The 26,275-nt window shown below is 66.3% G+C and carries 20 protein-coding genes; 8 read left to right on the top strand and 12 right to left on the bottom strand.

The window, feature by feature from the left end; all coding sequences use genetic code 11:
• Positions 1 to 194: 194 nt before the first annotated feature.
• The 4 genes from AC3AYF_RS03595 to xylB all read right to left on the bottom strand — a co-directional run bounded on the left by AC3AYF_RS03595 (position 195) and on the right by xylB (position 5,528).
• Complete coding sequence (locus AC3AYF_RS03595) at positions 195 to 1,805, bottom strand: glycoside hydrolase family 43 protein (protein ID WP_487779400.1); 1,611 nt, start codon at positions 1,803 to 1,805, stop codon at positions 195 to 197.
• A 23-nt stretch (positions 1,806 to 1,828) separates the two neighbouring features.
• Positions 1,829 to 3,190 (bottom strand): MFS transporter, encoded by a 1,362-nt coding sequence (locus AC3AYF_RS03590; RefSeq protein ID WP_295036437.1) that lies wholly within the window; start codon positions 3,188 to 3,190, stop codon positions 1,829 to 1,831.
• Between the two features lie 150 nt (positions 3,191 to 3,340).
• Positions 3,341 to 4,747 (bottom strand): sugar porter family MFS transporter, encoded by a 1,407-nt coding sequence (locus tag AC3AYF_RS03585; protein ID WP_295036438.1) that lies wholly within the window; start codon positions 4,745 to 4,747, stop codon positions 3,341 to 3,343.
• Positions 4,748 to 4,793: 46 nt separating this feature from the next.
• Entirely contained in the window at positions 4,794 to 5,528 is a 735-nt protein-coding gene (gene xylB / locus AC3AYF_RS03580; protein ID WP_295036439.1) for a D-xylose 1-dehydrogenase, read from the bottom strand.
• A 187-nt stretch (positions 5,529 to 5,715) separates the two neighbouring features.
• On the opposite strand from xylB, the gene AC3AYF_RS03575 reads away from it, so the two are divergent.
• The gene (locus tag AC3AYF_RS03575) at positions 5,716 to 6,906 is read left to right on the top strand and encodes an ROK family transcriptional regulator (RefSeq protein WP_295036441.1); all 1,191 of its coding nucleotides are present in this window, start codon (positions 5,716 to 5,718) and stop codon (positions 6,904 to 6,906) included.
• 6 nt (positions 6,907 to 6,912) lie between these two features.
• Here the strand turns inward: AC3AYF_RS03575 and AC3AYF_RS03570 are convergent, their stop codons facing one another.
• The 3 genes from AC3AYF_RS03570 to AC3AYF_RS03560 form a co-directional block, all read right to left on the bottom strand.
• Complete coding sequence (locus AC3AYF_RS03570) at positions 6,913 to 8,208, bottom strand: CitMHS family transporter (RefSeq protein WP_295036442.1); 1,296 nt, start codon at positions 8,206 to 8,208, stop codon at positions 6,913 to 6,915.
• Between the two features lie 337 nt (positions 8,209 to 8,545).
• Complete coding sequence (locus AC3AYF_RS03565) at positions 8,546 to 11,854, bottom strand: AAA family ATPase (RefSeq protein ID WP_487779399.1); 3,309 nt, start codon at positions 11,852 to 11,854, stop codon at positions 8,546 to 8,548.
• Positions 11,851 to 13,077, bottom strand: coding sequence for an exonuclease SbcCD subunit D C-terminal domain-containing protein (locus tag AC3AYF_RS03560; RefSeq protein ID WP_295036444.1), 1,227 nt, complete (start codon positions 13,075 to 13,077; stop codon positions 11,851 to 11,853). Before AC3AYF_RS03560 ends, AC3AYF_RS03565 begins: the two co-directional genes overlap by 4 nt.
• A 154-nt stretch (positions 13,078 to 13,231) precedes the next feature.
• Here AC3AYF_RS03560 and nfi point away from each other — a divergent pair, with 154 nt between their 5' ends.
• Positions 13,232 to 13,963: a deoxyribonuclease V gene (gene nfi / locus AC3AYF_RS03555; protein ID WP_295036445.1), complete on the top strand. Its 732-nt coding sequence runs from the start codon at positions 13,232 to 13,234 to the stop codon at positions 13,961 to 13,963.
• 27 nt (positions 13,964 to 13,990) lie between these two features.
• Here nfi and AC3AYF_RS03550 read toward each other — a convergent pair whose 3' ends face one another.
• On the bottom strand, positions 13,991 to 15,079 hold the full coding sequence (locus tag AC3AYF_RS03550; protein ID WP_295036446.1) for an alpha/beta fold hydrolase: 1,089 nt from the start codon (positions 15,077 to 15,079) through the stop codon (positions 13,991 to 13,993).
• Positions 15,080 to 15,164: 85 nt separating this feature from the next.
• On the bottom strand, positions 15,165 to 16,064 hold the full coding sequence (locus AC3AYF_RS03545; protein WP_295036447.1) for an aldo/keto reductase: 900 nt from the start codon (positions 16,062 to 16,064) through the stop codon (positions 15,165 to 15,167).
• A gap of 138 nt (positions 16,065 to 16,202) precedes the next feature.
• On the opposite strand from AC3AYF_RS03545, the gene AC3AYF_RS03540 reads away from it, so the two are divergent.
• From AC3AYF_RS03540 to AC3AYF_RS03520, 5 genes are all read left to right on the top strand, one after another.
• Complete coding sequence (locus AC3AYF_RS03540) at positions 16,203 to 16,829, top strand: DUF1415 domain-containing protein (RefSeq protein WP_295036448.1); 627 nt, start codon at positions 16,203 to 16,205, stop codon at positions 16,827 to 16,829.
• A 94-nt stretch (positions 16,830 to 16,923) separates the two neighbouring features.
• Positions 16,924 to 17,427: a thiol peroxidase gene (gene tpx / locus AC3AYF_RS03535; protein ID WP_295036450.1), complete on the top strand. Its 504-nt coding sequence runs from the start codon at positions 16,924 to 16,926 to the stop codon at positions 17,425 to 17,427.
• A 133-nt stretch (positions 17,428 to 17,560) separates the two neighbouring features.
• Entirely contained in the window at positions 17,561 to 17,992 is a 432-nt protein-coding gene (locus AC3AYF_RS03530; RefSeq protein ID WP_149433801.1) for an OsmC family protein, read from the top strand.
• A gap of 225 nt (positions 17,993 to 18,217) precedes the next feature.
• Complete coding sequence (locus tag AC3AYF_RS03525; RefSeq protein ID WP_295036451.1) at positions 18,218 to 19,525, top strand: MFS transporter; 1,308 nt, start codon at positions 18,218 to 18,220, stop codon at positions 19,523 to 19,525.
• Between the two features lie 104 nt (positions 19,526 to 19,629).
• On the top strand, positions 19,630 to 20,928 hold the full coding sequence (locus AC3AYF_RS03520) for an MFS transporter (RefSeq protein ID WP_295036452.1): 1,299 nt from the start codon (positions 19,630 to 19,632) through the stop codon (positions 20,926 to 20,928).
• Here the strand turns inward: AC3AYF_RS03520 and AC3AYF_RS03515 are convergent.
• The 3 genes from AC3AYF_RS03515 to AC3AYF_RS03505 all read right to left on the bottom strand — a co-directional run bounded on the left by AC3AYF_RS03515 (position 20,848) and on the right by AC3AYF_RS03505 (position 23,681).
• Entirely contained in the window at positions 20,848 to 21,708 is an 861-nt protein-coding gene (locus tag AC3AYF_RS03515) for a gamma-glutamyl-gamma-aminobutyrate hydrolase family protein (RefSeq protein WP_365676913.1), read from the bottom strand. The two genes, AC3AYF_RS03520 and AC3AYF_RS03515, sit on opposite strands and share 81 nt — an antisense overlap.
• Positions 21,708 to 22,712, bottom strand: a complete 1,005-nt coding sequence (locus tag AC3AYF_RS03510) for an amidoligase family protein (RefSeq protein ID WP_295036453.1) — start codon at positions 22,710 to 22,712, stop codon at positions 21,708 to 21,710. The genes AC3AYF_RS03515 and AC3AYF_RS03510 overlap by 1 nt, the downstream gene beginning before the upstream one ends.
• A 126-nt stretch (positions 22,713 to 22,838) precedes the next feature.
• Positions 22,839 to 23,681, bottom strand: a complete 843-nt coding sequence (locus AC3AYF_RS03505; protein ID WP_295036454.1) for an EamA family transporter — start codon at positions 23,679 to 23,681, stop codon at positions 22,839 to 22,841.
• A 172-nt stretch (positions 23,682 to 23,853) separates the two neighbouring features.
• Here AC3AYF_RS03505 and recC point away from each other — a divergent pair.
• Positions 23,854 to 26,275 (top strand): exodeoxyribonuclease V subunit gamma (gene recC / locus AC3AYF_RS03500; RefSeq protein ID WP_487779398.1); only part of this gene is annotated, 2,422 nt, incomplete at its 3' end.

The raw sequence follows: 26,275 nt of genomic DNA, 5'->3' as shown, positions 1-26,275 counted from the left end.
AGAGGGTGTTTACAAATTCGACGAGCGAAGGCGAGACAAGGCGAAATCGGCCGAAAAAGCGGAGTTTACACGGGGTAAATGAGCATTTTGAGGTCGGTTTCAACGCCGTATTGCCGAGCGCAGGCATTTTGTAAACACCCTCTAAGGCCCTTCGCGGCCGGACCGGCCAACGAGAGCCGCTGATCTCATGGAGATCAGCGGCTTTTTGCTGGGCGGTAGTCGAACTCGTGAAAGTCCGCCGCGAGCCCGGCCCCGGAGAGATCCTGGGCGCAGAGGCCGACGAAGGTACCGGTGAAGCGGATGTAGTCCGGATCGTCGTCGCAGAGATGGGAGATGTCGAGCGGATCGCCGATCGGCTGCCACTCGATACCGTCGCCATCTCGATCCGGATCGCCCTGCGCATCGCCCGGCGCATGGAAGAAACGCAGCCATTCGCGCTCCAGACGCGCCATCAGCCGCACGTCGCCATCGACCAGGGGGAAATCGCTGGTCAGCGGCTCGTCATAGACGCCAAGGCGCGAGACGATGATGCCGAGGCAACGGCCCAGCGTCTCGTCCCGGGTCACCCTCAGGTAGACGTAATCCTGGGTGTCGTAGTAGAGGATCAGCCCCGCCATCTGCTGGAAATGGTCGGGGTGGAAGGACAGCCGCGTCTCCACCTTCACCTCGAGATGGGTCAGGCGCCTGGCCAGCAGGCTCTGTCGGTGGGTCGACTGCATCGACTCGCCACCCTTGCGCCGCAGGCAGCCCGGGCGCTCGGTCAGCGACAGCCTGGTGTCGTCGAACGGCCTGCGCAGACTCTGCCAGTAGCGGTGGAGGCCGGGACTCTCGAAGGTATCGCGATCCGGCTCGGCGAGGGGAGCCTGCCAGTGAAGATCCGGGCCGGCCACCCGATGGCTGGGGTAGGGGCCGCCCTCGATGCGGAGCCAGTCGTCCTCGGTCCAGACGCAGCGCTGCAGGGCGGTCTCGCGCCCCAGCATGCAGCGCCCGGCGACGACCGGGCGGGCACAGAGATGGGCGCAGTACCACTCGCCCCCGGAGGTCTCCACCAGGCTGCCGTGGCCGGCCTTCTGCAGTTGGTCGGCGGCATCCGGGTTCGAGGTGAGCACCGGGTTGGTCGGGTCGACCTCGTAGGGCCCCGTCAACTCACGCGAGCGGGCCACCGTCATGGCATGGCCGTAACCGGTACCGCCCTCGGCGGTGACCAGATAGTAGTAGCCGTTTCTTCGATAGAGATGCGGGGCTTCGGTGACGCCCAGAGACGTACCCCGAAAGATATTGTGCACGGGCCCGGTGAGCTGCTGGCGTTCGATGTCGTAGCGCTGCAGGGCGATACCGGCGAAGGCGTTACGGCCCTTGCGGAAATCCCAGATCATGTTGAGCAGCCAGCTGCTGCCGTCATCGTCGTGGAACAGCGAGGGGTCGAAGCCGCTGCTGTTGAGAGGAACCGGTTCCGACCAGGGCCCTTCGATCCGTTCGGCGCTGACCAGATAGTTGTGGGTGTCCTTGAACGCGCCACGGCGACTCTTGACGTCAGTATAGATCAGATGGAATCGGCCATGTGTGTAGCTCAGGCACGGTGCCCACACGCCGCCGGAATCGATGTCGCCGATCATGTCCAGCTGCGAGCGCCGGTCGAGGGGCGACGGCAACTGGCGCCACTGGACCAGGTCCCGGGAGTGATGGAGCGCGACCCCGGGAAACCATTCGAAGGTCGAGGTGGCGATGTAGTAGTCGTCGCCGACCCGGAGTATCGACGGGTCCGGATGAAAGCCGGGCAGGATGGGGTTGGCAATGAGGGACATTCGATCTCCTGTCGCGACGGGTTTCAGCGTTTGGCGGCGAGGTCGGCGACGATGGCCGGATAGCGCTTGTCGAGGTCGTAGAACAGCATCAGCACGATCATCAGCGCGCAAAGGCCCATCGGCAGATAGACGAACAGCGCCTGGATCGCGAACAGCGCTGTGTCGCTCTGCTCGCCGCCACCGCCGACATAGCCGCCGAAGGCCAGTATCCATCCCAGCAGTGCCGTGCCCAGGCCGCTGCCGATCTTGATACCCATGCTGCCACCGCTGTAGACCATGCCTTCGTTGCGAATCCCGGTCTTCCACTCCCCGTACTCGATGGTGTCGCCGAGCAGCGCGAACATGCTGCCGTTGATTGGTGCCTTGCCGAGCCCACGGATGATGGTGCCGGCGACGATCAGGTAGACGTTGCCGAGGTCGATCAGCATGACGCCGTAGCCGACCAGGGTGATCAGCTCGCCGACGATGATCGCGTTGCGCTTGCCGTAGCGCTTGGTGATCGGCGCCACGAACGCCATGCCTGCCAGGATGAAGACGATGTAGGCGGTGGTGATGACGCCCACCAGCCAGGTATCGTCGAGCAGGTACTGGGCGTAGTAGACGACGGCCCCGGAGTTGAGCGCGTTGAAGATATAGGTGATCAGGATGAACAGCGTGGCCAGCGCCCAGTAGCGATTCTTGCCAAGGGTACGCAGGCTCTGCTTCAGGGGGACCGGCGCCTGGCGCCGTTTCTCGTCGGCCGGCTGAACGCGTTCGCGGGTGCTCTTGAAGGTGAACAGGAACAGCCCCGTGCCGATGGCGCCGAAGATCGCGAAGGTGACGATCCATCCTCCCTGGCCGCCGCCGAACAGCGTGGCCACCGGCAGCGTCAGGTTGCTGACGAGAAGCACCCCCACCAGCGCCAGGCTCATGCGAAAGACGTTGAGCAGCGAGCGCTGATACTGGTCCTGGGTGATCAGCGAGTTGAGCGTGCCGTAGGGCACGTTGAGGCCGGTATAGACCAGGCATACCAGGTTGTAGGTCACCGCGATGTAGACCGTCTGCCAGAACGGCGAGACATCGGGCACCGCGAACAGCAGCACCGCCGAGATCGCGAACGGCACCGCCAGCCACAGCAGCCAGGGCCTGGCCTTGCCGTGTCGCGAGGTGGTCTTGTCGATCACGTAGCCCATGGCGATGTCCGAGACACCGTCGAACACCCGCGAAAACAGCATGATCGAGCCGATGATCCCGGCGGCGACGCCGATCACGTCGGTGTAGTAGTAGACGATGAAGATGCTCATCGCCTGCCAGATGAAATTGCTGGCCAGATCCCCGCAGCCGTAGCCGATCCGCTCCATCAGCGGGACGGCGGCCGCGGGATCGTGCGCTGACCCTGGGTCCATCTCTCTGGTGCTTGTCCTGGTGCTTGTCTCTATCGCGCCTGTGTCGCTCGTCATTGTTACCTCGCTACCGGTGATGGCCGCCGCGGCCGCTGCTCTCGGCGGGGCCGCGACGACCATTCCTATCCGTGAACCTATCCGTGGATTGTCGCCTTACTCGTAGGCCATCTCCTCGAGTTCCTTGCCGTTGGTTTCACGCACGAAGCGGGCGACGAAGACGGCCGAGATCAGCGCGCAGAGGGCATAGAAGCCGTAGGCGCCGGTCAGGCCGATCGACGCCAGCATGATCGGGAAGGTCATGGTGATGGCGAAGTTGGCGACCCACTGGAACAGGCCGGCGATGGCCAGGCCCGAGCCGCGTACCTGGTTGGGGAACATCTCGCCGAGCATGACCCACATCACCGGGCCCCAGGAGACGTTGAAGAAGAAGACGTAGACGTTGGCAGCGATCAGCGCGAGCACGCCATTGCCCGTGGAGAGCGCCAGCGAACCGTTGACGATGTCGGCGGTGGAGAAGGCGTAGACCAGCATCGCCAGGGTGACGGTCATGCCCACGGAGCCGCCCCACAGCAGCGGCTTGCGCCCGATCCGGTCGATCAGGCCGATGGTGACCAGGCAGGCGGCGATGCTGACGGCGCCACTGATGACGTTGATCATCAACGCATCGCTTTCGGAGAAGCCGACCGCCTGCCACAGTACCGCGCCGTAGTAGAACACCACGTTGATACCCACCAGCTGCTGGAACACGGCCAGACCGATGCCGATCCAGACCAGCTTCAGCACCTTGCCGGTCTGCGGATTGATCAGGTCCCGCAGGCGCGGCTGGTGACGACTGGAGAGGGAGGCACGGATATCGGCCAGACGCTTGTGGGTACCGGCTTCGTCATAGACCAGGCGAAGGACCCGCTCGGCCTTGTCGTCGTGTCCGGCGCTGACCAGGAAGCGCGGGCTTTCCGGGATGAACATCAGCGCGATCAGGAAGATGACCGCCGGGATCAGTTCCATCCAGAACATGCAGCGCCAGGCCTCGAACCCGAACCACAGCGTTGCGGTGGAGCTGCCGGCGACATTGGCCAGGATGTAGTTGTTGAGAAAGGAGAAGAACAGGCCCCCGATGATCGCCACCTGCTGGATCGTCGCCAGCCGGCCGCGCAGGTGGGATGGGGCGATCTCGCTGATGTAGGCCGGCGACATGACGCTGGCCGCGCCAACCGCCAGGCCGCCCAGGACACGATAGATCACGAACTCGAGCGATCCGCCGGCGATACCGGAACCCCAGGCACTGATGATGAAGAAGACGGCGGCCACCAGCAGCAGCGTGCGGCGGCCGAACTTGTCCGCCAGGCGACCGGCGAAGAAGGCGCCGACGGCGCAGCCGAGCAGCATCGAGGCGACATTGAATCCGGTGCCGACGCTCTGCGACTGGAAGGCCTGCTGCAGGCCATCGACGGTACCGTTGATGACGCCACTGTCGAAGCCGAACAGGAAGCCGCCGATGGCGGCGACGCAACAGGTGAGCAGAACCACGACAGGGCGTTGTGAAGCAACTTGAGTTGGCATTGTGAAGCTCCGTTGGTGTATCGAGGACGGTGTCGGCGACTCGCGATCAGAGCCAGCCGGCGTCGACCCAGTAGTTGTGTGCGGTGCAGGCGGCCGCGTCATCCGAGGAGAGGAACAGCACCATGGCGGCCACGTGATGGGGATGGATACGCACCTTGAGCTTCTGCTCGGCGACGATCTGGGCTTCGTCCTCGGGGCCGTACCAGCGGGACTGACGCGGCGTCTTGACATTGCCGGGGATCACGCAGTTGACCCGGATGCCGTCGCTGCCCAGCTCGCTCGCCAGGGCCCGGGTCAGCCCCTCGATGCCGGCCTTGGCGGTTTCGTAGAGCACCATGCCGGGCTGGCCCAGGTGCCAGCTGATCGAGCCCAGGTTGATGATCACGCCCTCTCCCCTGCGGCGCATGGCAGGAGCGACCTCGCGGGCGGCCAGCGCCAGGTGGCGCAGGTTGACCGCCATGCGGTCGTCCCAGTATTCGGGCGTGACGTCCTCGAGCCGGTGACGGTCGTCATTGGCGGCATTGTTGACCAGCACGTCGACCTCGCCGATGCCGGCAAGCGTCGCGATCAACGCCTCGGCATCGGTGAGGTCGCAGCGATGAAAATGGACTCGTTCGCCCAGCTCGTCCGCCAGCGCCTCGGCGTCATCGAGGATATCGATGAAATGAACCTGGGCGCGCTGCGCGGCGAAGGCGCGTACCAGGCCCGCCCCGATGCCGGAACCGCCGCCGGTGACGACGACGCGCTTGCTTTCGAGACTGGGATAGATGGCTGACTGCATGAGGTCTCTCGATGGTTAGTAAATACTGTTAACTAAGTGTTGCCGCAGCATGCGCGCTTGGCGAACCGGCCGCCATTGGTCATTGGTGTTAAGACTTAGGTCGCGACGAGAGGAGCGCCTTCGGTGGGAATCGGCCGGCTTTGGTATAGTCGCGGCATCCACCGCCACCCGACGTTGCCATCATCCAATGCATAATGCGTTCACGCCGCAGACCTCCGGCGATCTCAACTACCTCAAGAGCCTCAACCGCAGCACGATCCTGAGCACCGTGCGCCGGAGCCCCGGGTTGTCGCGGGCCGACATCGCGCTGCGAACCGGCCTGACCAAGGCCACGGTGGGCAGCGTGGTGCAGGCGCTGGTCGAGCGGGGATGGCTGCGCGAAGGGGAGCTCCACGCGCGCGGCGGGGGGCGGCCGGGGCGGGCGCTCTACCTGGATGGCGAGCGCCACTACATGCTGGGTGCCGAGGTCGGGGTCAAGGGGCTGCGGCTGGTCGCTTGCAATCTTCTTGGCGTCGTCCTGGCAAGCATTCACCAGGAGGAGCCTCCCACCGATCCTGCCACGACCGCGAAGCGGCTGGCGGCGCTGCTGGTACAGCTGCGTCAGGCGCCCGACATCGCGGAACGCCGCTGCCTTGGACTAGGGGTCGCGGTGCCGGGCCCCGTCTCCCCCAGGGCGCCGATCCTCAGCCTGGCGCCCAACCTGGGTTGGGTGGACATCGACTTCCTGGCGCTGCTGCGCGAGCAACCGGATCTGCCGGACGGCGTGTGGCTGCTGGACAATGAGGCGAACGCCGCCGCCTTCGGCGAGTTCTATTTCTTCGAGGGCGTGCCCCCTGAGTCGATCGCCTACATCAGCGCCGGCAGCGGCATCGGCTGTGGCGTGGTCAGCGGCGAGCACTTTCCGCTGGTGCCGCGGGGCCACCAGGGGCTGGTGGGGGAGATCGGGCATACCGTGATACAGCCGGGGGGCGCGCTCTGCCACTGCGGCAATCACGGCTGCGCGGAGACGCTGGTCAGTGGGTGGGCGCTGCGCGAGGCGCTGCACGTCGACATCGATGCCAGTCTCAGCAACGCGGTTCTGGCCCGGGCCGAGGATGGCGAGGTCCAGGCCGTGATGAAGCGAGCCGGCGAAGCGCTCGGCCTGCTGATGCTCAACCTGCATCACACGCTCAACCCGTCGATGCTGATTCTGGGGGGATCGTTGATGAAGCTGGGCGAGAGCCTGACCGGGCCGGCCCTGGCCTACTTCGCCACCCACCAGAACGACCTGCTCCGGCAGTCGCAGACGATACCCGTCAAGGTGATCGGGGACAGCACCTACGTGGCCGCCAGAGGCGCCGCCGCCCAGGTCATGGCCCGGGCGGCGATCGAGATCTGAGCCGGGTCAGAGCAGCCCGATCAGGTAGGCGAACGCCAGCATCACAAGGCTGAAGAGCCACAGCAGGAAGAAGGAGTAGCGGATATGGCGGCCCATCTCCGCGCCGGCCAGGCCGAGGGCCAGCCACATGGCGGGAGAGAACGGGCTGATCATCTTGCCGACGTTGTTGCCGATCGCCATGGCGTAGACCACGCTGTCGGCGGCGACGCCCTGGGTCGAAGCGACCTGCTCGACCACTGGCAGCAGGGCGAAGTAATAGGCATCGGTGCTGGTCAGCATGTCCAGCGGCACGCCGAAGACGCCGATTACCAGATGCAGGTAGGGCACCATGGATTGGGGCAGCACCTGGGCCAGGTCGGTGGCGATCGACTCGAGCATGCCGGTACCGGAGAGGATCCCCAGGAAAGCGCCGGCGGCGCTGATGATCGACGCCATCAGCAGGGCGCCGGGCGCGTGCGCCTTGATGCGTTCCATCTGCTGGCTGGGCTTGGGGTAGTTGGCCAGCAGCACGACACCGAGCGCCAGCATGAACATGTAGGCTGGCGGCATGACGCCGGATGCCAGCACGCCGATGGTGGCGACGGCGATGGCCAGGTTGAGCCAGAACCGGGGCGGCAGCGCCTTGCCGTTCTCGGCGTCGGCCACCACGTTGTCCGGCGAGGCTTGGTCGGCCTGAGCGGGCAGGCGCTTGATCCGGCCCTGTTCGCGCAGGCCGAGCAGCGCGGCAAAGATCATCAGGATGACGAAGCCCGCGATCTGCACCGGCAGCATGGCGCGCCACAACTCGGTGGGACTGATGCCGGTGACGGCGGCGGCGCGTCCGATCGGGCCCGCCCAGGGGACGAGGTTCATGATGCCGATGCTCGCCGAGACGATCAGCAGCAGCAGGTAAGGACTCATTCGCAGGCGCTGGTAGAGCGGCAGCAGCGCGGGTATGGAGATCAGGAACGTGGAGGCGCCGGAGCCATCGAGATGAGCGATGGTGCCGATCACGCCGGTACCCATGGCGACGGCGATCACATTGCCGCGAGTGAGTGCTACCACGCGGTTGATCAGGGGATCGAACAGGCCGACGTCCTGGAGCACGCCGAAGAAGAGGATGGCGAAGATGAACATCACCGCCACGTTGGCGACATCCTGCAGTCCCGACTCGAAGAATCCGGCAATGTCCGTCGGCCCGAAGCCGGCCAGAAGGGCGCCGATCAACGGCACCATCGACAGCGCGATGATAGGTGTGACGCGCTCGGTAAGCAGTAACGCCACGATGGCAATGATGATGCCAAGGCCAATGATCGTGAGCAAGAATCACCTCCGCTAGATGGCATGCGTCACCGGAAATGGTTCGGCATGAAATGACGATGCGGCGGGATGGTAGGCAGAGCCCATTCTTCGAGGCAACTCTTACATAAACGTAAACATTACTGATTTGTAAGGGTTTTATGGTATCTATCGGGTGATGTGGCGGAGGGAATTATCGGCACTCGTCGTTGTAATTCTTGAGGAATTTATCGGGGAGCGAGGCGTACGATACGACACCAACCTTTCCAATCGGAAAGGTCGATGTCGTCTATTCGGTGTCGATTTGTAGACCAAAGTCTAAGCTCTGGTCGGTCCGTGGGTGCTGCGCGATGAAGGGCGTTCAAAGGCGTCGAATCACGAGCTGGCTGGCGCCGTTGCCCCTGGGTTCGACCCGTATCTGTAGCGGGATTCGCTCGTGCATCTCCTGCACGTGGGAGATCACGCCGACGCGTCGGCCCTGGGCCTGCAGGCCATCGAGGGCATCCATCGCCAGTGCCAGCGACTCCGGGTCCAGGCTGCCGAAGCCCTCATCGATGAACAGCGATTCGATCGCCAATTGATGCGACGCCATCGAGGCCAGCCCCAGCGCCAGCGCCAGCGACACCAGGAAGGTCTCGCCGCCGGAGAGCGAGTGCACCGAGCGCCGCTCGTCGGCCATGTCGCCATCGATCACCAGAATGCCCAGCTCGCTGCCGCCGCGAGCGAGGCGGTAGCGCGGCGTCAGGGCGCGCAGGTGCTGGTTGGCGTGGGTCAGCAAATGGTCGAGGTTGTAGGCCTGGGCGATGCGCCGGAAACGCTTGCCATCGGCGCTGCCGATGAGTCCGTTGAGGCGCTCCCAGCGATCGACCTCGCGCTGGGCCGACTCGCGCGCGCGGGCACCCTCGCGTTGGGCCTGGCGACGGCGGTCGTCCTCGCGCAGGCGGTGCTGAGAGGCATCCCGGGTTTCCTGGCGTTCGTCGCGCTGGCGGATCAACGCCTGCGCGGTCTCGCGTTGGGTGGTCAGGCGCAGCGATAGCGCATGGGTGTTCGTCTCGTCGAGCAACTGCGCCGTGTCCGCTGCTGGCAGCAAGCGACGGCGCTGATCTCGTAGCGCCTCCCGACGCTCCTCGCGCTTGATGCTCGCGACGTTTCGCTCGCGCTCCTGCTGCGCCAGGGCATCGCGAAGCTGGCGGTGGTCGTCTGCGCTGACAGCCAGCAAGCTATCGATGCGTTCGTCATCGAGCATCGGCCGCGCCGCGCGCCAGGCCTGCCAGGCGCCATCGAGAGCTTCAAATTCCGTCTGTGCTTCGGTCTGGCGCTGCTCAAGGTCCGCCACGCGTTGAGTCGACTGCGTGTGTGCCTGGGTCAGGTTCTGCCAACGCGTCTGGCACGTTTCCAGCGCCGCTTCCGCATGCTCTCGGCGCTGCTCCAGGGTGGTTTGCCAGTCGTTGCCCGAAGCATGGTGCCCCAATCGAGCCGACAGTTGCCGCGAGATATCGTCGCGGGCCTGCCGAAGCGCGGGCAGTGAGGTTTCCAGCGCTTGCCGGCGTTCGTGGCTCAACGATCGACGCTCCTCGAGCCGGCCGAGTTCCAGCGAGAGCTGCTGCCATTCGGCCTCCAGCGGCTGGAGGGCGCGTTCGGCCTCGTCGAGCGCACCGAGCTGATCGCTGGCCTCGCGCCATTGCCGGGTGAGCTGCTGCTGGCGTGACTCGAGCCAGTGATCGGCGTTCTCGCTCTGGCGCAGGGCAGATGCGGCGCTGTGGGCATCGATGACCTGCTCGGCATGCTCGAGCTGGCGCGTCACGGTCTCGAGATGGCTCTCTCGCTCCTGCAGGCCCTGGCGGCAGGCGCGATAGTCTGCGCTGCACTGGTGATAGGCCTGATGAGCGTTCTCGACTTTGCGGCGTTGATCGGCGAGCTGCGCCTGCTCCTGCCGCTCGATCGCCTCGATCAGCGTGGCGTCGGGTCGAGATGGCGGCGAATGGCGGTAAGGGTGATCGATGCCGCCGCAAACCGGGCAGGGCTGGTCATCGCTCAACTGCTGGCGCAGTCGATCGACCGCGTCGCTGCGCGCGGCGCTGGCACCCTCTATCTGCTGGCGGACCGTGGTCTCCTCGGCCTCGGCAGCGGTGAGCTGCACCTTCGCGCGCCTGCCCTGGGCTTCCAGATCCGCCAGTCGCTGGCGTTCGCTCTGGAGTTGGTGCTGCGTGGTGCTGCGCTCCTGGCGCAGGCGCTCACCCTCGCGCCAGTCCTGCTGAAGGGTCTGGAGGGCCTGGAGGTCGCGCTGGGCTCGATCGCGCCGATCGTTCAGGGCGCTGCGGGTGTCATGAGCGAGCTGGCGTGAATCCACGCCTTCGCGCTCGCCGAGAAGGCCAACGAGCGTCGCACGCTGTCGCTGCAGCCGCTGTTCGAGCGACTGACGGGAGGCCACCAGTTGCCGGTGGCGTTCGTCGTCGGCCTTGCTCGTCTCGGCAAGCTGGCGGTGTTCCTGTTGCTGCTGCTCCAGCCGCTGTTGCTGATGCTCGAGATCGGCCGCCAGCCGGCGGGCCCGTTCCAGTTCGGGCTGCGCGGCCTGATAGGCGTTTCTCGCCTGCTCACGGGCTTCTCTTGCCGCGCTCAATTGCGGCTCGAGCGTGCGTCGTTCGGTGTCGCACGCTTCCAGCTGGCGTCGTTCGTCTTCCAGTGTCTGCCGGCGGGCGGTCAGCGACCGTTCCAGCGCCTGACGACGTTCGGCACGCTCGCGCCAGGGTGCCAGGTCGTCGAGCTGCGCCAGTCGTTCACGCTGCGGCTGGCTCTGCTGCCAAGTCTGTTCGATCCGCTGCCATTGCGCATCGGCCTGCTGCCACGCCTGATGAAGCTGGGCATCGCGTTCGAGTTCGACGGCCTGGGTCTGGTGGCGGTTCAGCTCCGCCTGGAGCTCGGCCAGCGCCTGCTCCTCGATCTGGGCTTGGCGTTCGAGTTCAGCGCGGGTCTCGGCATCCACCGGGAGGGAATCGGCCAGCCGCGCGTTGATCGCCTCGAGCGCGGTTTTGGCATCACGCACGCGTTGATAGGCGGCCTTGGATATCTCGGAGTAGTGCTGGGTGTCGGTCAGTCGTTCGAGCAGCTCGCTGCGCTCGTTGTCGTCGGCCTTGAGGAAGGCGGCGAACTCGCTCTGGGCCAGGAGCACGGCGCGGGTGAACTGGTCGAACTTGAGTCCCAGCCGCTCGGGCAGCAGCTTCTCGAACTCCCGGGTCTGGGCGGTGAGCAGCTGGTTGGCGTCCAGGTCGGTCAACGACTGCTCGGCTTTCTGCAGGCTGCCGTCGACCTTGTCGCGGGCGCGGCGCACCGACCAGCGAGCGCGGTAGCGACGGCCGTCGCGACCGACGAAATCGACCTCGGCAAAGCCGCCGGCACAGCCGCGGCGCAGCAGGGTACGGGCGTCGGCGGTGGTCAGCGTGTCGGCGTTGACGTCGGCGATCTGGGAATCCCGCCGTGGCGCCTGGCGCAGGCGCGGCGTGCTGCCGTAGAGCGCCAGGCAGAGTGCGTCGAGCAGGGTGCTCTTGCCGGCACCGGTGGGGCCGGTGATGGCGAACAGGCCCTGGTCGACCAGCGGTGAGGCGGTGAAGTCGATCTCGTGGCGACCGGCCAGCGAGGCCAGGTTTTCCAGCCGGATGGCAAGGATCTTCATGCCTCGACCTCGCTGTCCTGAACCTGTTGCAGCAGGGTGGCGAAATCGGCCAGCACGTCCTCCGGTGGCGGGTTGCCGTAACGACTCTGCCAGGTCCGCGTAAAGATCTCCTGCGGGGTCAGGCTGTCGAGATCGACGTTGGCGGCGTTGTCGTCACGCCCGCCGGCGTCGGGGTAGCGGCTGTGAATGCGCAGCAGGCGCAGCGGCTTGTCCGCCATCGCCGCTTCGACGCGCGCTCGCAGGTCGGGGCGCGGTGCGTCGAGATCGACCCGGATCTCCAGCCATGGCCAGCGCTCCCGAGGCAGTTCGGCGTCGATCTCCAGCGTCTCGAGCTCCCGTTCGACCTCCTCGAGGCTGCCCGGCCCCACGCGGCGCAGCGCCACGTGGCGCGGTATCGGCAGGCTCTCGATGGCCTCGAGCTCGGCGCCGTTCAGGCTCACTTCGAGCACCTGGTGCGGATAGTGGCTCTCGCTGAAGTCCAGCGGCAGTGGCGAACCGCTGTAGCGAATGCGGGTTTCGCCGACCTGCTGGGGGCGATGCAGGTGGCCGAGCGCGACGTAGGCGATGGAACTCGGGAACAGCGTCGCCGGCACCGACTCCTCGCCACCGATGACGATGGGGCGCTCGCTCGCCTCGGAGACGGCGGCGCCCTGCAGATGGGCGTGGCTCATCGCCACCAGCGCCTGGCCCGGCCCGCGGCGGGCTTCGGCGGCTTCGACCAGTTCGCCGTGAACCCGGTCGATTCCCTCGCGATAGTCGTCGACATCGCCACCGGTGACCTCGGCCGGGCGCAGGAAGGGGAGCGCCAGACACCAGGCCCCGAGCACGCCGTCGGCGTCGTGCAGCGGGACCAGCAGGCGGTCGCTGTCGAGACGGCCGTCGTCGAGCCAGTGCACCCGCCCCAGGGCGTGGGTCTTGAGGCTCTGCATCAGCGGCGCGGGCAGCTCGATGCGCGAACCGCTGTCGTGGTTGCCGGCGATCATCACGATCTCCAGCGTCGGCAGGGCGGCGTGGGCGGCGACGATGAAGTCGTAGAGCAGCTCCTGGGCGCGCAGCGAGGGATTGACCACATCGAAGATGTCACCGGCGATCAGCAGCGCATCGGGCTGACGCTCGACGAGCGTCGCCAGCAGCCAGTCGAGAAAGGCGCGATGCTCGACATGACGTTCCTGGCCGTGGAAGGACTGGCCCAGATGCCAGTCGGCGGTGTGGAGGAGTTTCATGGCGTGGCGCCCTGTGACATCGGAGGAGACGAAGCGGTAAAAGCGTCGCCAAGTGTAACGCGACGTCGCGTCGATTGAAGGGGAATTGCGAGTGGAGGTCGACACTTTCCGCGGCTAGGCTGGTGTCCTCAACCTGGATGACGGGAGGCGCGGGATGGCGCTACACGAATGGAACCTGACGCCCGAGGCGGCGATCGCACTGCAGAAGCAGCTGGCGCCGAGAATCGTGCGCGAGGACACGCTGGGAGAGGTCGGCCTGATCGCGGGAATGGATATCGGCTTCGAGGATGGCGGGGAGACCACCCGCGCGGCACTGGTGCTGCTCAAGTGGCCGTCGCTCGCGCTGGTGGAGCAGGTGGTGCATCGCGAGCCGACGCGCATGCCCTACGTGCCGGGGCTGTTGTCGTTTCGCGAGATTCCGGCGGCGCTGGGGGCGTTCGAGCAGCTCTCCCAGCGCCCGGACCTGGTCATGGTCGATGGCCAGGGTATCGCCCATCCGCGTCGTCTGGGAATCGCCTCGCACCTGGGGTTGTGGCTCGACCTGCCGACCATCGGCGTGGGCAAGAGCCGGCTGTGCGGCCAGTTCGGGGAGGTACCGTCGGTCAAGGGTGGGTGGACGCCGTTGACCGACCGGCGACGAGAGGAGGATCCGAACGATGTCGCCCTCGACGAGCGCGGACGCGTCACCATCGGCGCGGTGCTGCGCTCGCGGGAAGGAGTGAAGCCGCTGTTCGTGTCGCCGGGGCACCGGATGTCGCTGGAGAGCGCCGTGGAGTGGGTGGTGCGATGCCTGGGCAGGACCAAGCTGCCGGAGCCGACCCGGCTGGCGGATCGGCTGGCGTCGAGGAAGGGCGAAGTGGCGGTCAGCGGGCAGTTGTCGCTGTAGCGTCCGATTGCAAGAGGCGCCCCAGGCTCAGGATGCGTCGAGGCGCTTCAGGCCCTCAAGCAGTGCCTCGTGAAACCGCTCGGGCTGCTGGATATGCGGCGAGTGACCCAGCTCGGGGAATTCGACCAGCTCGGCGTCGGAGATACGTTCGGCGGCGCGTTCGCCCAGCACGTCGTAGTGCCCCAGGGTTTTCTTGACCTCGTCGGAGGCGAGCCCCTTGCCGATCGCCGTGTTGTCCTTCTCCCCGATCAGCAGCAGCGTCGGCACCTGGATCTCGTCGAACTCGTGGATGACCGGCTGGGTGAAGACCATGTCCGAGGTGAGGGCCTGATCCCAGGCGACGAGATCCCCCTCCGGCCCCGCGTACATACCGGCCAGCATGTCGACCCAGCGGTCGTAGCGCGGCTCCCATTCGCCGACGTAGTAGGTCGACTGCTGATAGCGGCGGATCCCCTCGGCGTCTTTCTTCTGCTCGCTGGCGTAGGCTTCGTCGATCGGCTGATAGGGCACGCCCATGGCCTTCCAGTCCTCGAGGCCGATCGGGTTGACCAGGACCAGTTTCTCGGTCTGCTCGGGGTACATCAGCGCGTAGCGGCTCGCCAGCATGCCGCCCATGGAGTGGCCCATGATTGTGACATCGTCGAGATCGAGGCTTTCGAGCAGGGCGTGAGTGTTGGTCGCGAGCTGGTGGAAGCTGAACTGGTACGCCTCGGGCTTGCTCGACTTGCAGAAACCGATCTGATCCGGCGCGATCACTCGGTAGCCCGCTGCGTTGAGACGCTCGATGGAGTCTTCCCAGGTCGCGGCACAGAAGTTCTTGCCGTGGAGCAGCACGATGGTGTGGCCATTGGGCTCGTCGGCGGGAACGTCGAGATAGGCCATCTGCATCTCCTGACGCTGGGAGCTGAAGCGAAAGCGCTCCACCGGGTAGGGGTAGTCGAAACCCTCGAGTTCGGCGCCGTAGCGTGGCGTTGTCTTGCGATCTGGCTCGGCGGCGTCGGCTTCCTGGGCCTCGGCGCTCACCGATACGCCAGCCAGCGTGGTGCCAAGGGCGAGGCTCAAGGCCGGTAGCCAATGGCGGTAGGGAGAGGCCGGGGTCGCTGACATCGCTTGCATGCATCGCTCCTGATGGGGCTGAGTGGGAAAGTACTGGGAGGGAAAGTGCGTTGATACGGTTTTAGACGACGGCGTCGCCGATAGTTCAAACGATATCCAGCGACACCGGCTCCCGGGGCGCTGGGAAGGCGTCGTCGAGCCGGGTGAGGTCGTCATCGTCGAGTTCGATGTTCAAGGCTTCGGCATTGGCCTCGACGTGGGCCAGGGTCGACGCCTTGGGAATGGAGACGACCGATCTCGGCCCCTCGCGGTGGCCGCTGACAGGGCGAATGGTCCAGGCCAGCAGGATCTGTGCGGCGCTGGCGTCATGCTTGTCGGCGATCTCGTTGACCACCGTGGAGGAGAGCAGCTTGGCGCGCAGTCGACCGCCCTGGGCCAGGGGGCAGTAGGCCATCACCGGGATATGGTGATCCTGCATCCAGGGGATGACGTCGACCTCGATGCCGCGGGAACCGAGATGATAGAGCACCTGGTTGGTCGCGCAATCGGCGGCGGCCGGCAGCGCATCCATGGCTCTGAGGTTGCCGGCATCGAAGTTGGAGACGCCAAATCGGCGTATCTTGCCCTGATCGCGCAGTCGCTCGAACGCCTCGAACGTCTCTTCCAGGGGAATGCTGCCGGGCCAGTGCAGCAGGTAGAGATCGAGCGTCTCGATCCCCAGCCGTTCGAGGCTGCCTTCGCAGGCGGCGATGGCGCTGTCCCGGCCGGCGTTCCAGGGGTAGACCTTGGAGACCACGAAGGCGTCGTCGCGACGATCGCGTATCGCTTCGCCGACGACCTCCTCGGCACCGCCGTCGCCGTACATCTCGGCCGTATCGATCAACGTCAGGCCCAGGTCCAGGCCGTGCCGCAACGCCGCCACCTCCTGCCGGCGCGGCACCCGATTCTCTCCCATGTACCAGGTGCCCTGGCCGATGGCCGGCAGGGATAGAGGCGACTCTTCCTGGCTTCCTGGCATCACAATCTGCGGCAGCGAACGTGGCATCGAAAACTCCGGTTCGTGAAAACGTTACTGTTATGCTGGTCGCCACTCGCGAGTTTCGCAAACCACGGCGTTGGCAGATCGTGTTCGTCGGCCACCGTGTAACGTTGCCCGACTGTGTGCCCCGTCCGTTGGTTTCCCGTGAACCGCCTCGCGGTGCGGGTGAACGTCTCGCGGTCATCGTCCACCGGTTTCAGGAGAACCCCCATCGAACCCTCTTCGCTCAGTCGGACCCGGGCCTGGGTCGAATCCTTCGTCGTCGCCCACGACATCTGTCCCTTTGCCGGGCGCGAAGTGCGTCGGGACGCCATTCGCTACGCCGTGGCCGAAGCCAGCGACCTGGAAGGGCTGCTCCACGAGCTGGTGGCCGAGTGCCGGCGTCTCGATGCGGACGCTGGCCTTGCCACCACGCTGCTGATCGCGCCGGTGGGCATGGACGACTTCGACGACTACCTGGACTGGCTCGAGCTGGCCGAGCGGCTGATGGAGGAGCTGGGATATGCCGGCATCTATCAGCTGGCCAGTTTCCACCCGGACTATGTGTTCGAGGGCGTGGCGGCGGACGACCCCGCCAACGCCACCAACCGTTCGCCCTGCCCGATGCTGCACATCCTGCGGGAAGCCGAGCTCGAGCGGGCGATCGCGCACCATGCCGACCCCGAAGGCATTCCCGAGCGCAACATGGCGCTGTTGCGAGCCCCGGGATCGCGGGCCCTGGCCAGATCCCGACAGTTGCTGGATCGAACGTCCGACGGGCCCGGTGAATAGGCTATGCTGATCGCTGGCGCCGATGTCGTCCGACATCGCGTGCAACGGTTTGCCATCGTTTCGTCTTTGAATCGTTCCTTCCGGAGAGACCATCATGCAGAGCGTGACGCGAGGCGGCGTGGCCGTCGAGGTCGGCGGTGATTTCCCCGCCGTTGGCGACAGAGCCCCCGCCTTTACCCTGACCAATGCCGAGCTGGAGGAGGTGTCGCTGGCGGACTTCTCCGGCCGATGCAAGGTGCTCAACATCATCCCCAGCGTCGACACCAGGACCTGTGCGATGTCCACGCGCAAGTTCAACGAGTACGCCAGCGGGCTCGACAATACCGTCGTGCTGGTGGTGTCGGCGGACCTGCCCTTCGCGCAGAGCCGGTTCTGCGGTGCCGAAGGGTTGGATAGCGTCGTCACGCTCTCCAGTTTCCGCCACCCCGAGTTCCGCGAGAGCTACGGTGTCGCGCTACAGAGCGGCGCCATGGCCGGATTGTGCGCCCGCGCGGTGATCGTGCTGGACGAGCAGGACACGGTGGTACACGCCGAGCTGGTCAGCGAGATCAAGAATGAGCCCGACTACGATGCAGCGCTGGCGGCCCTCGAGGCGTGAGGATGGAGATGGCAGGGGGACAGAGATGGCGGGAGGGATGACCTCCGAGCCATGTGGTCTACACTGATTCTCGCCCATCCACCGCGATGGTCGATTGCATCGAAACGTCACATCAAACCAGAAGGAGCTGACGATGACGATCAAGAAATCCGGATCCGCCGAATGGAAGGGTAGCCTCAAGAAGGGCAAGGGCGTCGTTTCCACCGAGAGTGGCGCCCTCGAGCAGAACCCCTACGGTTTCAATACCCGTTTCGAGGGTCAGCCGGGCACCAATCCCGAAGAGCTGATTGCCTCCGCTCATGCCAGCTGCTTTTCGATGGCGCTGTCGATGATGCTGGGCGAGGAGGGCATCGAGCCCGACAGCATCAAGACCGACGCCACCGTCATCATGGAGCAGGACGACAGCGGCTTCACCATCACCGAAGTGCAACTCAAGACCGTGGCCAAGATTCCGGGAGCCGACCAGGCGACCTTCGACAGCGCCGCCCAGAAGGCCAAGGAAGGGTGCCCGATCTCCAAGTTGCTGAACGCCAGGATCTCGCTGGACGCCAAGCTGGAAAGCTGAACCTCCGGCGACGGGAAGAACCGGCCCTCGAGGCCGGTTTTTTTGCGTCGGGCTGGGCCGCGTCCTGGCCCCGCGGCTGCGTGAACCGCACTGACGGAACTTGCAAAGTCTGGTAATGTCGTGGCCCCCTTCATGCGCCGGGCGGCATCCTCCGTCGTACATCCGTGACGCACGTTGGCTACTGGACACCTGCACGTTTCAACGCCTCAGAAAAAGAACACGGCTATGGCTAACGCACCTCAATACGATGCGGCTCCGTCGCGTCCGCTGTCACGCGGTGACATCAAGATCCTGTCGCTCTCCGCCCTGGGTGGCGCGCTGGAATTCTACGACTTCATCATCTTCGTCTACTTCGCCACCGTGATCGGGCATCTGTTCTTCCCGCCCGACATGCCGGAGTGGCTGCGAATGGTCCAGACCTACGGTATCTTCGCCGCCGGCTATCTGGCGCGTCCGCTGGGCGGCATCATCATGGCGCACTTCGGCGACCTGCTGGGCCGCAAGCGCATGTTCACGCTGTCGATCTTCCTGATGTCCGTACCGACGCTGCTGATCGGCTGCCTGCCGACCTACGATACCATCGGTTATCTGGCGCCACTGCTGCTGGTGCTGATGCGGATCCTGCAGGGCGCGGCGGTCGGCGGCGAGGTTCCCGGTGCCTGGGTGTTCGTGACCGAACACGTCTCGCGCAAGGACGTGGGGCTGGCCTGCGGCACGCTGGCTTCCGGACTGGTGGCCGGCATCCTGATCGGATCGGTGATCTCGGCGTTCCTGAAGTCGTACTACACGCCGGAGGAGATGAGCGCCTACGGCTGGCGGGTGCCGTTCCTGATCGGCGGCGTCTTCGGCTTCCTGGCGGTCTATCTGCGCCGTTACCTGGAAGAGACGCCGGTGTTCGCCGAGATGCGTGCCAAGAAAGCGCTCTCCGACGGGCTGCCGGTCAAGCGCGTGCTCAGTCGCCACCTGGACAGCGTGGTGCTGTCGATGGCGGTGACCTGGATTCTCACCGGCGCGGTGGTGGTGGTGGTGCTGATGACGCCGAGCCTGTTGCAGACGCTCTACGGCATCGACGCCTCGCTGGCCAACGTCTGGGCCATCGTCTGCGTGATCATCGGCTGCGTGGTCTCGGGCTGGTGCTGCGATCGCCTCGGCAGCGGGATCACGATCATCGCCTGGAGCCTGCTGCTGGGCGTCGGCTACTGGGTGATGATGCACACGGTGCCGACCAGTCCCGATCAACTGACGCCGCTCTACTGCCTGGCCGGTTTCGGCGTCGGCATCGTCGGCGTGGTACCCACCATTGCGGTCAAGTCGTTTCCGGCAGCGGTGCGGTTCTCGGGACTCTCGTTCTCCTACAACGTCGCCTACGCGATCTTCGGTGGTTTCACCCCGGTGGTGGTGTCGACGTTGATGGCCAGTCATCCCGCCGCGCCGGCCTACTACATCGCCGCGCTGGCGGCGCTCGGCGTGGTGATCGGCCTGTTCCTGCTACGCGCGCCAAGCGGGCAGCGACTGGCGTTGATGCAGAACTGACCTCTCCGTGCCAGGTTCCTGGCCGCATCGGCCCGGGGCCTGGCGACTCGATCCCCGAGTGATCGCGACGACGCCCACGGCCGTCGTTCGCCTGGAACATCGATATGTCCCATGATTCCATTTCGACGCGTCCGCTCTCCCGCAGCGACGTCAAGGTGCTCTCGCTGTCGGCACTGGGCGGTGCGCTGGAGTTCTACGACTTCATCATCTTCGTTTACTTCGCGACGACCATCGGGCAACTGTTCTTCCCGCCGGACATGCCGGAGTGGCTGCGCCAGACCCAGACCTTCGGCATCTTTGCCGCCGGCTACCTGGTGCGTCCGCTGGGCGGCATCGTGATGGCGCACTTCGGCGACCTGCTGGGACGCAAGCGGATGTTCACGTTGTCGATCTTCATGATGGCACTGCCGACACTGGCGATCGGCTGCCTGCCGACCTACCAAGCCATCGGCTATCTGGCGCCGTTGCTGCTGGTGCTGTTGCGCATGCTCCAGGGGGCGGCCGTGGGCGGCGAGGTGCCCGGGGCCTGGGTGTTCGTCACCGAGCATGTCCAGCGTCGTCATGTCGGGCTTGCCTGCGGCACGCTGTCGGCGGGGCTGGCGGCGGGAATTCTGATCGGTTCGTTGGTATCGGCGGCGATGAAATCGCACTACTCGGCCGGCGAACTGGCCGAAGGGGCGTGGCGAATTCCGTTCGTGATCGGCGGGGGATTCGGATTGATCGCGGTCTACCTGCGTCGCTGGCTGCGCGAGACCCCGGTCTTCGCCGAGCTGCGCGAGCGCCGGGCGCTGGCCGCCGAGCTGCCGGTCAAGGCGGTGCTTCGCGATCACCTGGGCGGTGTGCTGCTGGCCATGGCCGTCAGCTGGATTCTGACCGCGGCCATCGTCGTGGTGATGTTGATGACGCCGCCGCTGCTGGCGGCGCAGTACGCCGGGCTGGACACCTCGCTGGCCAACGTGGTGGCGATCCTGTGCCTGATCGTGGGCTGCGTGGTCGCCGGCTGGTGCGCCGACCGTTTCGGCAGCGGCGCGACTCTGATCGGCTGGAGCGTGCTGCTGGGGACGAGCTACTGGCTGATGATGAGCGTCGTCGGCCAGCGTCCCGACCAGGTGATGCCGCTCTACGCCCTGGCCGGTTTCGCAGTGGGGATTACCGGTGCCATCCCGGCGGTGGCGGTCAAGGCGTTCCCGGCGGCGGTCCGGTTCAGCGGATTATCGTTCTCCTACAACGTCGCCTACGCGATATTCGGTGGCTTCACGCCGATCATCGTTACCACGCTGATGCGCTGGTACCCGATGTCGCCGGCGATCTACGTCGCCGCGCTATCGGTCATGGGTGTCTTCATCGGCTTGTTTCTGCTGCGCACGCCTGCCGGGCGCCGGCTGGCGGTCATGCCGTGCTGAGGCTTTGCCGCGGCTCCCGGCGTTTCTGCAGGGCGATCCATTTTCCACTGCCGCCGGCTTTCTCTCCAGGGCCGCATCCACCAGCGCCCGGATCAGCCGTTGTTGCGAGCGGCTGAAGAGCAGGAACTCCGGATGCCACTGCACGCCGATGAGAAAGGGATGGCGGTCGCTCTCGATCGCCTGCACCAGGTCGTCGCGGTCATGGGCGACCACCTTCAGCCCGTCTCCCGGCCGATCCACCGCCTGGTGGTGAAGGCTGTTCACGTGGCAGTAGCGGCGGTTGAGAATGTCGGCCAACTGGCTGAAAGGCTCGATCTCGATGCGCTTGCGCGGCAGCACCATGCGTCGGTTCCTGATGTGGCGATAGGTCGTCTGGATGTCCTCGATCAGGCTGCCACCGCAGTGGATGTTGATGATCTGGGCGCCGCGACAGATGCCCAGGATCGGTATCCGCTCCGGTAGATAGCGGGCCAGCAGTTCGAGTTCGAGCTCGTCGCGGGCGGGGTCGATGCGAACGTCGAGTTGCATCTCGCCGCCGTAGCGCTGGGCACCGATATCGTCGCCCCCGCCGATGATCAGGCCGTCCACCGGCCGTCGCAGCGGACGCGCGGGCGAGATCCGCAGCGGCCTGCCTCCGGCGCGCCAGACCGAGATCCAGTCGCACCACCAGGCCAGGAAGCTCTTGTGATCCGAGGTGGTGATACCGATCAGCGGCCGGCTCCTCCTGCGTGTCGATCCGGATCGCCGTTTACGTCCGGATTGAGGTTGTGTCGAAGCCATCAGTGGCGCATCCAGTGGCGCAGGGAGTCGAGCCAGCGGCTCAGGGTCGGCTGGGCGAGGTGCGCGCGGTAGGCGGCGCTGCGTTCCGCCAGGCGGGCCGGATCGGCGGCCAGGCGTTCGACTTCGGCCCAGCGATTCCATTCGACGCTCACGCCCCACTCGGGGTCCGAGAGCGCGGCGTTGGGGAGGCGGTAATGATAGGTCGGCCGGGGCTTGACCAGCGTCTCCCGGAGCAGCGCGTTGGGGTGGTCCGGCATCAGCCAGGCGAACAGCGGCAGCAGATCCAGCTCCCGGTTGCGGGTCGGGTTGGCGACCAGGTAGTCGTCGATCAGCGTCTGCAGCGTGGGAGCGTAGTCCGGCGCCAGTATCCGGCGGGTGTAGTCGCTGTGGAACGGGCGCGTGTGGGGCAGCATGTCCCGCGTCACGTCGACGACGATCTCGTCGCGCAGCCAGTCGGCGAGTATCAGATAGGCCCGCAGGTAGGCCACCACGCTCTCGACGCCGGGGGAGGGGATCTCCGGGTTGAGGTGGAGACCGAAGCCGTACAGCAGGCTGGCATCGGTGCCCTCCGCCCCGTGCCGGCGCAGCGCCGCGAACAGCTCGTCCAGGCGCGCCAGTTCGTGCCACGGAATCGGCGGGCAGACGATCTCCGTCGGCACCAGGCCCGCCACCATGTCGCCCAGCCACTCTCGGGTGCGGCTGTGCAGGCTGGCACGCAGATGCTCGCCGATGCCCGGCGGCTGGCCGTCGATGGCGCTGGCGCGGTCGAGCAAGCGCTCGTCCGGATGGACGTACTTGCTGTCCAGTTCGACATGGAAGACGCCCCATGGCGTCCCGGTGACCTGGAGGCGATGCGCGCTATGCTGCTGGACGCGACCGCCGAACGTCATCTCGACCAGGCGTGCCGCCTGAATGGGACCGATGCCGGCGAACTCGATCTCGACACCGACCCGGCGCGGCTGGCCGTCGGCGTTGGTGGTGTACGTTGGCGCGGTGAGAGACACGATGGGCTCCTTGCCGATTGCTGTCGCCTGGATGAGCGTCGAATGGGCGCCGGAAGACACGGCAACGGCGTTGGCAGAGCGGTGATTCGCTTCGCTAAGCCTAGCAGTCCTGGCAGGGGATGACAGTCAGCCCCAATGGGTCAGGATGACGCCGCCGAGAATCAGTCCGCCGGCGAGCAGCCGCTCGCGGCGCAACGGCTCCTTCAACCAGATCACGCCGATGGCGATGGCGAACAGCACGCTGGTCTCGCGCAAGGCCGCGACCAGCGCGATCGGCGCCTGGGTCATGGCCCAGATGGTGATGCCGTAGGCGCCGAGAGAGAGCGCGCCGCCGATCAGACCGACCCGCCAGTGGCGGGTCAACTCGGGCAGCGTCCGAGCGCCGCGCATGGCCACCAGCGCCAGCAGCATGCCGAACCCGTCGAGCAGGAACAGCCAGATCACGTAGCCGATCGCATCGCCGTTGGCGCGTGCGCCGCTGCCGTCGGCCAGGGTGTAGCCGGCGATGAAAGCGGAGGTCGTCAGGGCATTGACCAGCGAGGCGCGTTCCAGGCGCGGCCCCTTGCCGCCCCGGAAGGCCATGCACAGGATGCCGAGGACCAGCACCGCGATCCCCGCATAGCCGATCCACGAGGGGTTCTCGCTGAGCGCGAAGACGCCGATCAGCGTCACCAGCAGCGGTGCGCAACCCCGGGCGATGGGGTAGATCTGGCCGAGGTCGCCGACCCGGTAGGCCCGGGCCAGGAATACGTTGTAGCCGATGTGCAGAACCGCCGACACCGCCAGCCACGGCCAGGCTTCCGCCTGCGGCAGCGGCACGAAGGCGACGCCGGCGAGGGCGATCACGGCGCAGGCGGCCTGAATCAGCGAAATGCTCAGCAACCGGTCCAGTCCGACCTTGACCAGCGCGTTCCAGCTGGCGTGCATCAGGGCACCGGCCAGCACGGCGAGGAAGACGGGCGTCGTCAACGCAAATCCTTTTCACTGCGGGTATTCGAGGGCAATGACGCTACGGCTGTCATTCAATTGTCATATCTTGCCACAGGCTTCGGGTGATCGTCGCCCTGCGCCACGGTAGGATGGCACGACCATGGGTCGGTGCCTCATCGATCCCCGTCGCCCCGTGAATCCCGGAGAACGGATGTTCAGCGTCCTGCATGCCAATCATCTCGAAGATCTGCACGACCTGGCATTGGCGCTGATCAAGCGCCATCGACTGCCGCCACTCACCCCGGAGACTTTCCTGGTGCAGTCCAACGGCATGGCCCAGTGGCTGCGCCTGTCGCTGGCCGAAGCCGACGGCATCGCCGCCTCGGTGGATTTCCCGCTGCCCTCGAGCTTCGTCTGGCGTGCCTACCGCGCGGTGCTCGAACAGGCCGGAGGGGAGGGCGAGGGACAGTCGATTCCGCTGCACTCGCCGTTCGACAAGCGGCCGCTGGCGTGGCGCATCTTTCGGCTGCTGGAGAGTGCGGTCGCCGCGGAACCGGTCGTTTTCGCGCCGCTCGCCCACTACCTGGGAGCCGGCCCGGATGGCGCGGTGCCAGACGCTGCGGGGGGCGAGTCCGGTGGCGAGGCCCCTGCGATGACGGGCGTGCAGCGCAGGGCGGCCGAGCAGGCGGAGCGCAAGCGCTGGCAACTGGCGGTCCGCCTGGCGGATCTGTTCGACCAGTATCTCAACTATCGCCCGGACTGGCTGGCAGCGTGGGAGGCGGGGGAGGACTCGCCCCGGGACCTGCCCGTCGACCAGCGCTGGCAGCCGGCGCTGTGGCGGGCGCTGATCGACGATGCCGGGCCCGACGAGCGGGCGTTTCACCGCGCCAACCTGCACGGTCGTTTCCTGCACGCCGCCAGGCGACTGCAGAGCTGCCCCAGGGGGTTGCCGCCGAGGCTGTTCGTCTTCGGCATCTCGGCGCTGCCGTCGCAGACGCTGGAGGCGCTGCATGCGCTCTCCGGGGTCATCGATGTGTTTCTGATGATCACCAACCCCTGCCGCCACTACTGGGGCGACATCGTCTCCGACCGCGAGGCGATCAAGCGCGCCGGTCGGCTCTCCGCCGAGGCGGTGGCACGCCAGCAGGCCCGCCATCCCGAAGCGGCCTGGCTCGAAACGCTGGACGAGGAGGCGCTGCACCTTCAGGCCAACCCGCTGTTGGCCGCCTGGGGCGCCCAGGGCCGCGACTTCATCGTCGGTCTCTACGAGTTCGAGAGCCAGGATGGCGGTTTCGACGTCGAGACCGATCTCTTTCGCGACCCGGCGGCGGACGCTGAATCGGCTGCCGAACGAGCGCCCCTGCTCAACCAGTTGCAGCAGGACATCCTCGATCTCAGGCATCCGGGGGAGCGCACCCGGGAGAGCGGTAAACGCAAGATCGTGGCGGACGACGCCTCGCTGTCGCTGTTCAGCGTGCATTCGCCGCTGCGCGAAGTGGAAGTGCTGCACGACCGGCTGCTGGCGGCCTTCGAGGAGGCCAGCGCCGAGGGGACGCCGCTGCGGCCGCGTGACATCCTGGTGATGGTGCCGGAGATCGACGTCTACGCCCCCTATATCGAAGCGGTTTTCGGCCAGTTGCCCACGGACGATCCGCGCCATATCCCCTTCACCATTGCCGATCAGATCGCCAGTGAAGCGCATCCGATGATGGTGCTGATCCTGTCGCTGCTGGAACTGCCCGAGCGGCGACTGGGGGTGAGCGAACTGCTCGATGCGCTCGATGTACCGGCGTTTCGGGCCCGGTTCTCCATCGACGAATCCGAACTGCCGCGTCTGCGGCGGTGGCTTTCGGAGAGCGGCGTGCGCTGGGGGCTCTCGGGCGCGCATCGCCAGGCGCTCGGGTTTCCGGCACTGCATGAGAACAGTTGGGCGTTCGGGCTCGAACGCATGCTGCTGGGGTATTCCACCGGCGCTTTGCCCTCCACCGGCCCGATGCCGTCGGGGCGATCCTCCGGCCCGCAAGTAACGAACGGGCCGTCTGCCGACAGCGCGTGGCAGTTCGACGCCATCGTGCCCTACGACGAGGTGGGCGGGCTGGAGGCGGACCTGGCGGGGCGGCTCGCCGAGCTGATGCAGGTGCTGGCCGCCCAGTGCGAGGCCCTGAGCGAAGCTGGCACGCCAGCGGGCTGGCTGATGCGACTGCGGTCGCTGATGGAGGCGCTGTTCGCGCCGACGGCACTGGACGAACACGATGTGCTGGCGCGGGTGGACCAGGCGCTGGGCCGCTGGCAGCAGAGCTGCGAACTGGCCTCGTTCTCGCAGCCGATCGGCCTGGCGGTGGTGCGCGATGCGCTCAAGGCCGAGCTCGACGACGGCGGCCTGGCCCAGCGCTTCCTCGCCGGCAAGGTCAATTTCGCCACGTTGATGCCGATGCGTGCCATTCCGTTCCGGCAGGTCTACCTGCTGGGGATGAACGACGGCGCCTATCCCCGCACCCGCCAGCCCCAGGACTTCGACCTGATGGCCACGCGGCCGCGTCCCGGTGACAGGTCGCGGCGCGACGACGACCGCTACCTGATGCTCGAGGCCATGCTGTCGGCGCGCGCCAAGCTGACGCTTTCCTGGGTGGGGC

Source organism: Salinicola sp., assembly GCF_982684285.1.
The sequence above is the reverse complement of the archived record's forward strand: the minus strand, read 5'-3'. Positions and strand labels throughout refer to the sequence as shown.